Origin of the sequence: Bacillus sp. 22483 (assembly GCF_052044605.1) — a bacterium.
GTDB lineage: Bacteria > Bacillota > Bacilli > Bacillales > Bacillaceae > Bacillus > Bacillus altitudinis.
This window is the reverse complement of sequence record NZ_JBQENU010000012.1, coordinates 87,066-101,072: the sequence shown is the minus strand read 5'-3', so window position 1 is coordinate 101,072 and position 14,007 is coordinate 87,066. Positions and strand designations below refer to the sequence as shown.

The following is a 14,007-nucleotide window of genomic DNA, read 5'->3' as shown; positions in this document are numbered from 1 at the left end:
ATGTATCATAGGATTTTTTTATAAAAACTCGAATTAACAGGTACGTTTTGTCTTGTTTAGTTTTCAAAGAACTTGTTTGTCACTCTCTCAAAGCGACCACTTAAATATATCATATATCTCTATCAATAGTCAACATTTTTCTTGAAAAACATTTTATTTTTTTAAGAAGTTTTTGTTATGAAAGAGATAAAAAATAGAGCCTCTTTTTGCTCCTTTGAAAGATTAACACATATCTATGAAAAAAGCATTATAAACTTCAAAAAAAATCATGTTTTTCAAAAAAAAATAAAGCCGGTGAAAAACCGGCTTTATCTTTACTCAGATTGCTCTTGATCTGACTCTACATTTTCTACGTTTTCTTCACTATTCTCTTCATCGTCTTCTGGTGATTGTTCTACTAATGCCACTGTAGCGACATGTTCATCATCACCTAGACGGATCAGACGGACACCTTGAGTGACTCGGCCTGTTGTGGAGATATCTGAAACAGCCATACGGATGATGACACCACTACCTGTAATAATCATCAAGTCTTCTTCAGCTTCAGCGTTAGTCGCCTTCACTGCAACAAGCGGACCGTTGTTGTCAGTGATCTTGCACGTTTTCAGACCTTTACCACCACGGCTTTGGACACGATATTCTTTTTCAGGCGTTAATTTACCATAACCTTTTTCCGTTACGATCAATACGTTTGCATCTGGCTCAAGGATTTCCATTCCAACGACGATGTCATCCTCAGAAAGTGTGATCCCTTTAACTCCAGCTGCTGTACGTCCCATTTCACGAACATCTGTCTCGTCGAAACGAATGAGCATTCCTTTTTTCGTTCCGATGATGATTTGTTTTTCACCATTGGTTAAACGAACAGCCATCAATTCATCTTCATCACGCAGGCTGAGTGCAATCAAACCGTTGTTACGGATGTTTGCAAATTGAGACAATGACGTTCGTTTCGATACACCGTGTCTTGTTGTAAAGAAGAGATACGAATCTTCATCAAATTCGCTGACTGGAATAATGGCGTTTATCCACTCTCCCTTTTCTACTTCAAGAAGGTTAATAATCGGAATCCCTTTCGCTGTTCGTCCGAATTCAGGGATCTCATAGCCCTTCGCTCGATAGACCTTCCCTTTATTAGAGAAGAAGAGAATCGTATCGTGCGTAGATGTTGAGATCAGCTGTTCAACGAAATCATCTTCGTTGGTTCCCATTCCTTGTACACCTTTACCGCCTCTTTTTTGACTGCGGTATGTTGATGCAGGCAGGCGCTTAATATAACCATTATGAGTCAGTGTGATCACTATATTTTCAACAGGAATCAAATCTTCGTCTTCGATTGTTTCTATACCCGCTGTCACAATTTCTGTGCGACGCGTATCATTGAAGCGTTCTTTGATTTCTGTTAATTCTTCTCTAATGATTTCTAGAACTTTCTCATTGTCTGCTAGAATGGCTTTCAATTCAGCAATCAATTCAACAAGCCCTTTGTATTCATCTTCTATTTTCTCTCTTTCTAAACCAGTCAAACGCTGGAGTCGCATATCGAGAATGGCCTGTGCTTGTTTTTCAGACAAGCTATAGTTTTCCATCAAACCATTTCTTGCAATTTCAGCAGTTTGAGAGCCTCTAATTAAGGCAATGACCTCATCTAAGTGATCAAGCGCAATTCTTAAGCCTTCTAAAATATGAGCTCTTGCTTCCGCTTTACGCAATTCATATGCCGTTCTTCGACGAATGATCACTTTCTGATGCTCAAGGTAATATTCAAGACATTGTTTGAGAGACAACACTTTCGGCTGTCCATCAACAAGTGCAAGCAAGTTAATACCGAAGGACGTTTGAAGTGTCGTTTGTTTATAAAGATTGTTTAATAGAACATGGACGTTTGCGTCTCTTCGTAGTTCAATGACAATTCTCATTCCATTACGGTCAGATTCATCACGAAGATCTGTAATGCCATCAATCTTTTTATCACGGACAAGATCAGCGATTTTTTCGATCAAACGAGCTTTGTTAACCTGGTAAGGAATCTCATTGATGATAATGCGCTGCTTACCACTAGATGTTTCTTCGATATTTGACTTTGCACGTAATGTAATAGAGCCGCGTCCTGTTTCATACGCTTTACGAATACCGCTTCGGCCAATGATTTGTCCCGCAGTTGGGAAGTCTGGACCTGGAATGATGTCCATTAGTTCCTGTGTCGTCATTTCAGGATTTTGACTAATTGCCAATACCCCATCAATCACTTCACCTAGTTGGTGAGGCGGGATATTCGTTGCCATCCCTACAGCAATTCCAGTTGCCCCGTTCACTAATAAGTTTGGGAACCTAGCAGGCATAACGACTGGCTCTCTTTCACTGCCATCGTAGTTATCTTGATAATCAATGGTGTCCTTTGTGATATCACGCAGGATCTCCATCGAAATTTTAGAAAGACGTGCCTCGGTATAACGCATGGCTGCTGCACCGTCTCCATCGACAGAACCAAAGTTCCCGTGCCCTTCAACCAGCATATTACGATAGTTGAAATCTTGCGCCATCCGAACCATCGCTTCATATACAGCGCTATCACCGTGAGGGTGGTACTTACCGATAACTTCCCCAACGATACGTGCAGATTTCTTAAATGGTTTATCACTTGTCATACCTAGGTCATTCATCGCATACAAAATTCTTCGATGCACGGGCTTCAATCCGTCTCGCACATCTGGTAATGCACGCGAAACAATAACACTCATTGCATAATCTAAAAAGGACGTACGCATTTCATGGCTAATATTCACTTCGCGTACATTTGGTGTATGTTGTTCACTCACTATAAGAACCTCCCTTTACGTATCACATGAAATAAATTATGTGGGAGTAAAATATGTATTTATCTTCACAAGACTATTCTCCATTATATCAATAATCTTGCCTTTATACACATTTATTTACTAGAAAATCAACGAAACGCAGAAAACCAGGACATTCGTTTCACGCCCCTGTTTCTTGAAAAACAACCTTATTCCAAACAAGAAATAAGGTTGCTCTCAAGGGGGGATACCTATCTAAATATCAAGATTTTTTACGTATTGTGCATTTTCTTCGATAAAGTTACGTCTCGGCTCTACTTTATCTCCCATTAGCATTTCAAAAGTCTCATCAGCATCGATTGCATCCTCAAGTGTCACTTGAAGAAGTGTTCTCGCATCAGGATCCATTGTTGTTTCCCAAAGCTGAGTAGCATTCATCTCTCCAAGACCTTTATAACGCTGAAGTCCAGGTTTCGGTGTTTGAGGCAGTGTTTTTAACAGTTCATCTAGCTGTTTATCGTTATACACGTATTCAACACGCTTTCCTTGCTGCACTTTATATAAAGGCGGCTGTGCAATATACACATAACCGTTTTCAATGATTTCACGCATGTAGCGATAGAAGAATGTTAGGAGTAGCGTCCGAATATGCGCTCCATCAACATCAGCATCAGTCATGATCACAATTTTGTGATAACGTGCTTTCTCTAAAGTGAAGTCTTCTCCGATTCCGGTCCCTAGCGCTGTAATCATTGAACGAACCTCGTTGTTAGATAAAATTTTATCTAGTCGTGCTTTTTCAACGTTTAGGATCTTCCCTCTTAACGGTAAGATCGCTTGGAAATGTCGATCACGACCTTGCTTAGCAGATCCGCCCGCAGAATCTCCCTCTACGATATAAAGCTCAGAGATGGAAGGATCTTTAGAAGAACAGTCTGCCAGTTTCCCAGGCAAGCTAGAGACTTCCAGTGCACTTTTACGTCTTGTCAGCTCACGTGCCTTTTTGGCAGCCATTCTTGCACGAGCTGCCATCACACCTTTCTCCACAATTTTCTTTGCAGCATCAGGGTTCTCTAGGAGGAATTTCTCAAGTGCTTCGGAGAAGAGGGAGTCGGTAATGGTTCTTGCTTCTGAGTTACCGAGCTTTGTCTTCGTTTGTCCTTCGAATTGAGGGTCTGGATGTTTGATAGAGATAATGGCTGTTAAGCCTTCTCGTACATCTTCACCGCTCAAATTCGAGTCACCATCTTTGAATACGCCATTTTTACGAGCATAATCATTGATCACACGCGTCAGACCTGTTTTAAAGCCTGCTTCATGTGTTCCGCCTTCATACGTGTTGATATTGTTAGCGAAGGAATAGATGTTGCTTGTATAGGAATCGTTGTATTGCAGTGCAACTTCAACGGTGATTCCGTCTTTTTCACCCTCGATGTAAACTGGTTCTTCATGAACGACTTCCTTCGAGCGATTCAAATGTTCTACATAGCTCTTAATACCGCCTTCATAGCAGTATTCGTTTCTTCGCTCTTTGCCTTCACGTAAGTCTTCAATGATGATGTTGACGCCTTTTGTTAAGAAAGCTAACTCACGTACACGGTTAGCAAGTGTGTCGTAATCAAATTCAATGGTTTCAGTGAAAATTTCTGGATCTGGCACAAAATGAGTGGTTGTCCCTGTTACATCTGTTTCACCAATGATCTCTAAATCTCCAACTGGAACACCGCGTTTGAATTGTTGATAATGAATTTTCCCATCACGATATACAGTCACGTCTAAGGTCGTAGATAACGCATTAACAACAGATGCCCCTACGCCATGCAAACCGCCAGATACTTTATAACCGCTGCCGTCAAATTTACCACCAGCGTGAAGAACCGTCATAATGACTTCTACAGCAGGACGTCCCATTTTTTCGTGAATCCCAACAGGAATTCCGCGGCCGTTATCTTTCACTGTGATGCTATTATCTTTTTCAATTTGCACTGTAATGTCTGTACAATAACCAGCTAAAGCCTCATCAATACTGTTGTCGACAATTTCCCATACAAGATGGTGAAGTCCTTTTGCACTGGTTGACCCAATGTACATTCCTGGACGTTTTCTAACCGCTTCTAGTCCTTCGAGCACCTGTATCTGATTTTCATCATAACTATTATGTTGCTGTTCCATTGCCACGTACATTCACCTACACTTTTCTTAAACGATATATTTATATGAATTGAGCTTTTAGACTTCAATTTCAATCACAAATGAAGCACGTTTTTTGAGCGTGCTTGAGGAAAGAGGAGAGTAATACACGGATTCAGTTGTGACGACGATGGATTTGGGTGTCCCTTGTGACAACGAAATGATTTGTTCTTCTTGTTTTTGAAGAAATTCCTCTACAACAGAAGATGACCTCATTTTGTAATCAACAATTGCGACAATCTCTCGTGTAGAAACAACACAATCATCACCTAAATGAATATACAAGACTCACACCTCATTTATCAGTCAATTACTTTTCCACTGGCTACTCTGAAAATTTCCGCTTCTTTCAGGGTGGCGTGGTCGATGCCTTCAACACTCGTAGTGGTGACAAAGGTCTGTACACGTCCCTGAATGGTATGGAGCAAATGAGACTGTCTGTAATCATCAAGTTCAGATAAAACATCATCGAGTAGAAGAATTGGGTATTCACCGATTTCTTCATGAATCAGATCAATTTCTGCCAGCTTTAGTGAAAGAGCTGTTGTTCTTTGCTGCCCTTGAGAGCCATATGTCTGAACATCCCGACCATTCACAAAGAAAAGAAGATCATCTCTGTGAGGCCCCCATAGCGTCACCCCTCGGTCTATTTCTCTGTCTCTTAGTTTCTGAAACGATTCTTCATAGCTATTTTTTATTTTCGACAAGTCTGACGCTTCTGATACCTCTATTGCCGTCTGGTATTGGAGCGTGAGCGTTTCCAGCTCTCTTGAAATCCCAAAATGCAGCGGCTGCGCCCATTTTTCGAGCTGTTTCGTAAAAGTCAGTCTTCTTTTGACAACCTTCGCTGCCGCATCAATCAACTGCTCTGTTAAAATCTCCAGCATCGCTTGATCCGTTTGCTTTCTTGTTTGCAATTGTTTCAAGTAATGATTTCGCTGAGTGAGGATTTTTTGATAGAGCGATAAATCATGCAAGTAGACAGCAGACACTTGTCCAATCTCCATGTCGAGGAATCTTCTGCGGATTTGCGGGCTACCTTTCACAAGGCTGAGATCCTCTGGTGCAAACATGATGGTGTTCAAGGCACCAACATAATGACTGAGTTTCTGTTGTTCAATGTGATTGACCTTGCCCTTTTTTCCTTTTTTTGAGATCACGAGCTGCATGGGGAGTGGACCATTTTTTTTGATGACTCTACCTTCTATTTTAGCATAGTCTTCGTCCCATCGGATAAGTTCTTTATCATTTGACGTACGATGAGACTTTGCCATCGACAATACATAGATCGCTTCCATCAGGTTCGTTTTACCTTGGGCGTTCTCACCAATCATCACATTCACCTTATTGTCGAATTGAAGCTCGGTGTGTTCATAGTTTCGGTATGAAGTTAACGCCAGACTTTGAATGTACATGTATTGTCACCCGTTTCTAATTCACAACTTGAAATGTGCCGTGACCTTCTATCTCGACAACATCTCCTGGGTATAATTTGCGTCCCCGTCTATTATCTGGCTCTTGATTGATGAACACCTCATGTTCACTTAAAAACCACTTCGCCATTCCACCAGATTGAATGACTTCGGCTAATTTCAAAAACTGCCCTAATGTAATCATTTCTGTTTCAATCGTTATCAGATTAGGCATTGTATCGACCTCTTTCAATATCACTAATATCTAATTGTACTAAAAAACAAGACAAGAAGGAAAGGGGGAAAGCGAACTGGGATGAAAGAAAGCTGAGGAAACGAGGAAAAAAGCTGCTGTGCGCTCACACAGCAGCCATTTTAGACCAAATTAATACGTTCTAACTGGAAGAATCAATTGCAAAATGGAATCATCATTTGGCGTGCGTAATAGGAATGGTCTCATTGCGCCAGTGAAACTGACATGAATCTCTGTTCCCTCTAATACTTTTAAAGCATCAAGCATATATTTCGGACTGAAAGAGATTTTGAGATCCTCCCCTTTAATGTCATCTGCTTGCACCGTTTCAACTACTTTACCGATTTCAGGCGAATTAGAAGAAATTTCAAGGCTTTGCGCAGGATCAGCAGAAAGCTTCACAACGTTGTTACGCCCTTCTCTTGCTAAAAGTGACGCGCGATCAATCGCTTGAAGGAATTCTTTCGTATTCACCACTACATCCGTTTTACTTTCTTGCGGAATGAGGCGAGCTGTATCTGGGTAATTACCATCCAGCAATCTTGAGAAGAACAGCACGTTCTGTGCTTTAAAGAGAACCTGTGTCTCCGTAATGACGATGCTCACAAGATCTTGTCCATCATCAAGAATTTTACTTAGCTCTGTTAAACTCTTTCCAGGAATGACCACATTGTACGAGCTTTCCTCGTTAATATCCAACTTCGCTTTTCTTAAAGCAAGACGATGACTATCCGTTGCTGTGCATATTAATTCACCTTTTTCAACCTTCCAGTTTACACCTGTCAAGATAGGTCGTGTTTCTGAGGTGGACACTGCGAAAACCGTTTGACGGATAAGGTTTTTAAGCAAATCTGTTGGAATTTGAAAAGCATGATGCTCTTCAATTTGTGGCAGATGCGGATATTCTTCAGCATCTAAGCCGTTTAAATTAAATTCTGCTGAACCAGAGCGGATGATGGTCAGATGATTTTGTTCTACCTCAATTTCGACAGTAGACATAGGCAGTTTCTTAACGATTTCGCTAAAGAAGCGGGCTTGCAGCACAATACTTCCTGGTCGATCAATTGTAATGACTTCTAAATCTCCATCTCTTTGAGGAATAAAAGATTCGATTGAGATATCAGAATCGCTCCCTGTGAGAGAAACCCCTTCGTCAGATGCAACAATTTTAATCCCTGTCAAAATAGGAATCGTTGTTCTAGAGGATACGGCCTTTAATACATCTTGGACACTTTCAACAAGACGATCTTTTTGAATCGTGAATTTCATAGTGGTCCTCCTAATTTTTCTTAATGACATGTATATATATTTATTTAATAAAAATCGTAGAAGTACTAGTAGGGCCTGTGAATATGTGGATAAGTCAGTAGAAAGAAAGGAAAGACAGCCTATCCACATGTGGACAGACTGTGTATGACTATGCTCTAGTTATTCACATTTTCCCGTACTTATCTTATCAGCTTGATTATTTTAGTTGTTCTTTGATCTCTTTGACATGCTGCTGAAGCTGTTCATCTTCAACGATTAATTTTGAAATTTTCTCATGAGCATGAATGACGGTCGTATGATCTCGTCCGCCAAATTCTTCTCCGATTTTAGGTAGAGAGGAATCTGTCATTTCTCTAGAGAGATACATCGCAATTTGTCTTGGATAAGCAACTGATTTCGTACGTTTCTTCGCTTTGAAATCTTCTAATCGAATATTAAATTGCTGCCCTACAATTCTTTGAATATCTTTAATTGTAATCACCTTAGGTTTCGATGAAGGAATGATGTCCTTTAGGGCTTCAGCCGCTAGATCAGCATTGATGTCTTTATTGATTAAAGAAGAGTAAGCAACAACACGAATCAAAGCACCTTCCAGTTCCCGAATGTTGCTGTCGATTTGATTGGCAATATAAAGCATGACTTCATTCGGAATGTCTAAACCTTCTGCTTTTGCTTTTTTACGTAAGATCGCAATACGCGTTTCTAGATCTGGCGGGGTAATGTCTGTAATTAAGCCCCATTCGAATCGAGAGCGTAATCTGTCTTCAAGTGTCGGAATTTCCTTTGGCGGCCGGTCACTAGAAATGACGATTTGCTTACTTTCTTCGTGAAGTGTGTTGAATGTATGGAAAAACTCTTCTTGTGTTTGTTCTTTTCCTGCTAAAAATTGAATATCATCTATCAAAAGCACATCTACATTCCGATAGCGATTACGGAAATCGACTGCTTTGTTGTCCCGGATTGAGTTGATAAATTCATTTGTAAATTTTTCAGATGATAGATAGACCACTTTGGCTGATGGATTATGGTCGATGACGTAATGACCGATCGCATGCATTAAGTGAGTCTTTCCTAAACCAACGCCCCCATAAATAAAAAGCGGGTTATATGCTTTTGCTGGTGCTTCTGCGACTGCAAGTGAAGCGGCATGAGCAAAACGGTTGCCTGAACCAATAACAAAAGTATCAAATGTATATTTTGGATTCAGCATATTTTGTGGAATTTCAACGGGTTCTTCTTTCGACATTTTTTTGATTGGAGATTTTGGCATGGCGTCCTCTTCGTCCTGATTTTGAGGAATGATAAATTTGATGCTGAGCTCTTCGCCTGTCAGTTCATAGATGGTATCTGCAATTAAGTGAAGGTATCTTGACTCGAGCCAGTCTCTTGCAAATTCATTAGGTGCAGTAATAGTCAGCGTATCTCCTTGAAGAGAATGGGCTTTAGTGGACTTCATCCATGTTTCAAAACTAGGTTTGCTCAATTTTGTCTCTATTTTTTGAAGTGCTTTATTCCACAGATCCAAAATATTTTCCATAAGGCTTCTCCCCCCTCCTTTTCTTTTTAAAATGACCAGTATCAAACTGTTATAGAACACGAAAAAGAGCAAATGGTCATCACCATTCGTGCACATAATTTGTTGAAAACAATTAATATAGTAGAAAAACGTCTTTTCGACAAATTACACAGGTTGTGGATAAACAATTCAACAAGCTGTGCAATAACTTTCCACAGGTTATCCACAAATTGTGGATAAGATAAATAGGCCAGATAAGTAATTAAGAGTTAAAACACAAATATAATATCAAAATAAACAAGATGGTGCAATGGGTGTCACAAACTTATCCACACACTTTACATGCTGTTGAAAAATAATTATCCACATAGGTTATTTGTGTGAAAAAAATGTCGATAATGGATGTGGATAGTCAAAATATGCCGGAAAAATATCCACAACCTTGTTTTGAAGGTTTTTTTGAAGGAAAAAAAGAATAAAATGCTGGAAACTAAAAAAGAAGGTTTCTTCACTTGATAACTTGTGTTATGCTTATAAGGTTGATAATAAGAGTTTTATCATTGATATTGACAATCGATGGGTTACACAAATATAATGAGTTAGACTGTCTTAAACAGCTATTCCTCAGGGAGGTGTCATAAATGAAAAGAACGTTTCAACCAAATAACCGTAAGCGTAGTAAAGTTCATGGCTTCCGCAGCCGTATGAGTTCTAAAAACGGACGTCTAGTTTTAAAGCGACGCCGCAGCAAAGGTAGAAAAAAATTATCAGCTTAGGCCACTGAATAATGTCAGTGGTCTTTTTTACATAAAATCGTAAATGAACTGTCAGTTTTTATCGGAGTGGAAGAAAACATGAAGAAGCGAAACAGGCTAAAAAAAAATGAAGAGTTTCAAACAGTGTTCAAAAAAGGTCAATCAATGGCTAATCGCCAATTCGTCATTTATCAGCTGGACCAACCAAATCAAGAAGAACTGCGTTTAGGATTGTCTGTCAGTAAGAAGATAGGTAATGCAGTGATAAGAAACCGGATTAAACGACTAATCCGTCAGGTGTTCTTAGAGGAAGGTCATAAGCTAAAGCAAGAAAAAGACTACATTGTTATCGCACGAAAGCCAGCAAGCGAATTGACCTTTGAAGAAACAAAGAAGTCTCTCCAGCATTTATTTAGAAAATCCGCTGTTTATCAACAACAACCGAAAAAGTCTTCGTAATAGAAACTTTCGTTGAATCAATTTTTAAAAGCGCTTCCTTCATCTAGTGAATTAAAATGAAACCACCACTTTGTAATGAAAAAATGTTACCATACTGATTAGGTGAGTCACTTTCGTAATCAATTCCAACTTAAATAAAGTTTGAAGTAATGGGAGGAATCTTGTTGAAAAGGCGATTATTACTAATATTTAGCTTGATTGGCGTGTTGGTTCTATTGGCAGGATGTACACAAATCAATGAACCAATCACATCAGATAGTAAGGGATTCTGGAATTCTTACATTGTATACCCGCTATCTCAATTAATCACTTACATGGCAAACTTAACTGGTGAAAACTATGGTGTAGCGATTATTATTGTAACTCTTTTGATTCGTTTGCTCATTTTACCATTAATGATTAAACAGTTAAGAAGTACAAAAGCAATGCAAGCACTTCAGCCAGAACTAAAGAAGCTTCGTGAAAAATATAGCTCAAAAGACCAGAAAACACAGCAGCAGCTTCAACAGGAAACAATGGCTCTTTTCCAAAAGAATGGTGTAAATCCATTAGCAGGGTGTTTCCCAATCTTAATTCAAATGCCAATCTTAATTGGTTTTTATCATGCGATCATGAGAACAGCTGAAATCAAGAAGCATACTTTCTTATGGTTTGACTTAGGCAGTCCAGATCCATTATTCCTGTTACCGATTATTGCAGGTGTAGCTACTTTTATTCAGCAGAAGCTAATGATGGCTGGCAATCCTTCGGACAACCCTCAAATGGCGATTATGCTTTGGGTGATGCCAATTATGATCATTGTATTTGCAATCAGTTTCCCAGCGGCACTTTCACTGTACTGGGTTGTAGGTAACATTTTCATGATCATTCAAACGTTGGTCATTAAAACACCTCAAGTAAAAGTTGATACAAAAGAAAAAGCTGGCGGGAACAAAAAATGAAGGAAATAACTGCTGTCGGTCGCACAGTCGAAGAAGCAGTAGATTCCGGACTGAAACAAATTCAACTACTACAAGAAGAAGTAGATATCACAATAGTAGATGAAGGAAACAAAGGGTTTTTAGGATTATTTGGTAAAAGACAAGCTGTTGTCAAGTTAGTAGAAAAGCGAGATGCGCTCAAATTAGCAACACAGTATTTAGATAAAATTGTTAAATCAATTGATCCTAAAGCAAACATTGTTTCGAAAAAAGAAACGAAAAAGATCTCTTTTCACATTAATGGAGACAAAACTTCATTAATGATTGGAAAAAGAGGACAAACACTGTACTCTTTAGAAACCTTGGTGCAGTTAGTGTTTAATCGTTATTCTGATCAGTATCATCATATTACAATTGATATTGGAGATTATAGGAAGAAACGACAAGAAGCACTTGAACAATATGCAATCAAAACGGCAAACCGTGTTTTAAAAACGAAGAGAAAGGTTCATTTAGAACCGATGCCTTCGAATGAACGAAAAGTCGTTCATGATACGATTGCAGCATTTTCTAAAGAACTTGCCACGGCATCCGAAGATACAGGCAGCAAGCGTCATGTTGTGGTGATGTATAAAAAATAGCAGAAAGGCTAAGATTCAGCAAAGCTGGATTTTAGTCTTTTTTTATTGAAAAATTACCTTTTAATAGTAGATTCCTCCTTTATTTCTAAAAAGTTAGTGTGTTATTTAGATCGAAAACGTCATTTTCCCTTAGTTGCAAAGGGAGAAGGACGTTTTAATTTATTGGATTTAGGTGTAAGATGTGAAGACAAGTTTAGAACGTCGTTATTCACATGTGGATAAGTTAAGTGTTAAAATAGACAGGGTGCAAAACTGTGGATAATTAAATGTGGGCTACTTTCGCTTCGCATGCATTTGTGGTATCTTTAAATTTTGGATTAAGCGTTTTTGATATAGAGATGGACAACGTCCATTTAATAGATATAAGACTGTCTATTGAATAGAGAAAGAGGTGAATGAGCGGTGGATACAATTGCAGCAATTTCTACACCAATGGGTGAAGGGGCAATTGCCATTATACGTTTAAGCGGGCCTGATGCAGTTCAGATTGCTGATCGCATGTATAAGGGGCCTAAGGAAAAAAAACTTGTATCAGTGGATTCTCATACCATTCATTATGGTCATATTGTAGATTCAAGTACCGAGCAAGTGATAGAAGAGGTCATGGTGTCTGTATTAAGAGCGCCAAAAACATTTACGAGAGAAGACGTTATTGAGATCAACTGCCATGGCGGAATTGTCACGGTCAATAAAGTCTTGCAGCTTGCTTTAAAAGAAGGAGCGAGATTAGCGGAGCCAGGTGAGTTTACAAAACGTGCTTTCCTAAATGGAAGAATCGACTTGTCACAAGCAGAAGCCGTAATGGACTTGATTCGTGCAAAGACTGACCGTGCGATGAATGTCGCAATTACTCAAATGGAGGGACGTCTCTCCGGTTTGATTAAACGTCTTCGTGGTGAGATATTGGAGACACTTGCCCATGTAGAAGTGAATATTGATTATCCAGAGTATGACGATGTTGAAGAAATGACACATCGAGTCTTAGTTGAGAAGGCGACATCTGTGAAAAAGGAAATTGAATCGCTTCTAACGACTTCACAGCAGGGGAAAATCCTACGTGAGGGCTTATCTACTGTTATTATTGGAAGGCCAAATGTTGGGAAGTCTTCCTTATTAAATAGTCTTGTTCAGGAAACAAAGGCGATTGTGACCGATATTCCTGGAACAACCAGAGATGTCATCGAGGAATATGTGAATGTAAGAGGAGTACCGCTCCGTTTAGTAGATACTGCGGGTATACGTGAGACTGAAGACATTGTTGAGCGTATTGGGGTCGAACGATCAAGACAGGTCTTAAAAGAAGCTGACCTGATTTTACTTGTGCTCAATTATAGTGAAGAGTTATCTGAGGAAGATATTAAGCTATTTGAGGCTGTCTCAGGTATGGATATTATTGTGATTGTCAATAAGACTGATCTTGAGCCTAAACTTGATGTAGAAAAAGTAAAAGAGTTAGCGAAAGATCGTCCAGTCGTGACAACATCTTTATTGCAAGAAAAAGGGATTGATGAGCTTGAAATGGCTATTCAATCATTATTCTTCACTGGCTCAATTGAAAGTGGAGATTTAACGTATGTGAGCAATACTAGGCATATTGCGCTCCTTCAAGAAGCAAAACAATCGATTGAGGATGCTCTAGAAGGAATTGAAATGGATGTACCGATCGACATTGTTCAAATAGATTTAACACGCTGTTGGGAGCAGCTAGGTGAAATTATTGGGGATGCTGTTCATGAAAGCTTAATTGATCAGTTATTCTCTCAATTCTGTTTAGGAAAGTAAAGGGAGGAACAA

The 14,007-nt window shown here is 39.3% G+C and carries 12 protein-coding genes; 5 read left to right on the top strand and 7 right to left on the bottom strand.

Annotation, left to right across the window (positions count from 1 at the left end; genetic code table 11):
- Positions 1-314 precede the first annotated feature (314 nt).
- From gyrA to dnaA, 7 genes are all read right to left on the bottom strand, one after another.
- Positions 315-2,819: a DNA gyrase subunit A gene (gene gyrA, locus ACTJJQ_RS16135; RefSeq protein WP_017359864.1), complete on the bottom strand. Its 2,505-nt coding sequence runs from the start codon at positions 2,817-2,819 to the stop codon at positions 315-317.
- 234 nt (positions 2,820-3,053) lie between these two features.
- Entirely contained in the window at positions 3,054-4,970 is a 1,917-nt protein-coding gene (gyrB, locus tag ACTJJQ_RS16130; protein WP_024718422.1) for a DNA topoisomerase (ATP-hydrolyzing) subunit B, read from the bottom strand.
- Positions 4,971-5,027: 57 nt separating this feature from the next.
- A complete protein-coding gene (gene remB / locus ACTJJQ_RS16125) occupies positions 5,028-5,273 on the bottom strand; it encodes an extracellular matrix regulator RemB (protein ID WP_008360920.1) in 246 nt (81 codons plus the stop codon).
- Between the two features lie 17 nt (positions 5,274-5,290).
- Positions 5,291-6,403: a DNA replication/repair protein RecF gene (recF, locus tag ACTJJQ_RS16120; protein WP_007497487.1), complete on the bottom strand. Its 1,113-nt coding sequence runs from the start codon at positions 6,401-6,403 to the stop codon at positions 5,291-5,293.
- Positions 6,404-6,419: 16 nt separating this feature from the next.
- Positions 6,420-6,635 carry a S4 domain-containing protein YaaA gene (gene yaaA / locus ACTJJQ_RS16115; RefSeq protein WP_008347598.1) on the bottom strand — a complete coding sequence of 72 codons (216 nt, stop codon included), beginning with the start codon at positions 6,633-6,635 and terminating at the stop codon, positions 6,420-6,422.
- 150 nt (positions 6,636-6,785) lie between these two features.
- Positions 6,786-7,922 carry a DNA polymerase III subunit beta gene (gene dnaN / locus ACTJJQ_RS16110; RefSeq protein ID WP_008347596.1) on the bottom strand — a complete coding sequence of 379 codons (1,137 nt, stop codon included), beginning with the start codon at positions 7,920-7,922 and terminating at the stop codon, positions 6,786-6,788.
- Between the two features lie 196 nt (positions 7,923-8,118).
- A complete protein-coding gene (dnaA, locus tag ACTJJQ_RS16105) occupies positions 8,119-9,459 on the bottom strand; it encodes a chromosomal replication initiator protein DnaA (protein WP_250027104.1) in 1,341 nt (446 codons plus the stop codon).
- 620 nt (positions 9,460-10,079) lie between these two features.
- Here dnaA and rpmH point away from each other — a divergent pair.
- The 5 genes from rpmH to mnmE all read left to right on the top strand — a co-directional run bounded on the left by rpmH (position 10,080) and on the right by mnmE (position 13,995).
- Positions 10,080-10,214: a 50S ribosomal protein L34 gene (gene rpmH / locus ACTJJQ_RS16100; protein WP_008360908.1), complete on the top strand. Its 135-nt coding sequence runs from the start codon at positions 10,080-10,082 to the stop codon at positions 10,212-10,214.
- A 78-nt stretch (positions 10,215-10,292) separates the two neighbouring features.
- Positions 10,293-10,652 carry a ribonuclease P protein component gene (gene rnpA / locus ACTJJQ_RS16095; RefSeq protein ID WP_008347592.1) on the top strand — a complete coding sequence of 120 codons (360 nt, stop codon included), beginning with the start codon at positions 10,293-10,295 and terminating at the stop codon, positions 10,650-10,652.
- 158 nt (positions 10,653-10,810) lie between these two features.
- The gene (spoIIIJ, locus tag ACTJJQ_RS16090) at positions 10,811-11,593 is read left to right on the top strand and encodes a YidC family membrane integrase SpoIIIJ (protein WP_089374159.1); all 783 of its coding nucleotides are present in this window, start codon (positions 10,811-10,813) and stop codon (positions 11,591-11,593) included.
- Entirely contained in the window at positions 11,590-12,213 is a 624-nt protein-coding gene (jag, locus tag ACTJJQ_RS16085; protein WP_057078773.1) for an RNA-binding cell elongation regulator Jag/EloR, read from the top strand. Before spoIIIJ ends, jag begins: the two co-directional genes overlap by 4 nt.
- Before the next feature lie 402 nt (positions 12,214-12,615).
- On the top strand, positions 12,616-13,995 hold the full coding sequence (gene mnmE / locus ACTJJQ_RS16080) for a tRNA uridine-5-carboxymethylaminomethyl(34) synthesis GTPase MnmE (protein ID WP_039169035.1): 1,380 nt from the start codon (positions 12,616-12,618) through the stop codon (positions 13,993-13,995).
- The last annotated feature ends 12 nt before the right edge of the window (positions 13,996-14,007 follow it).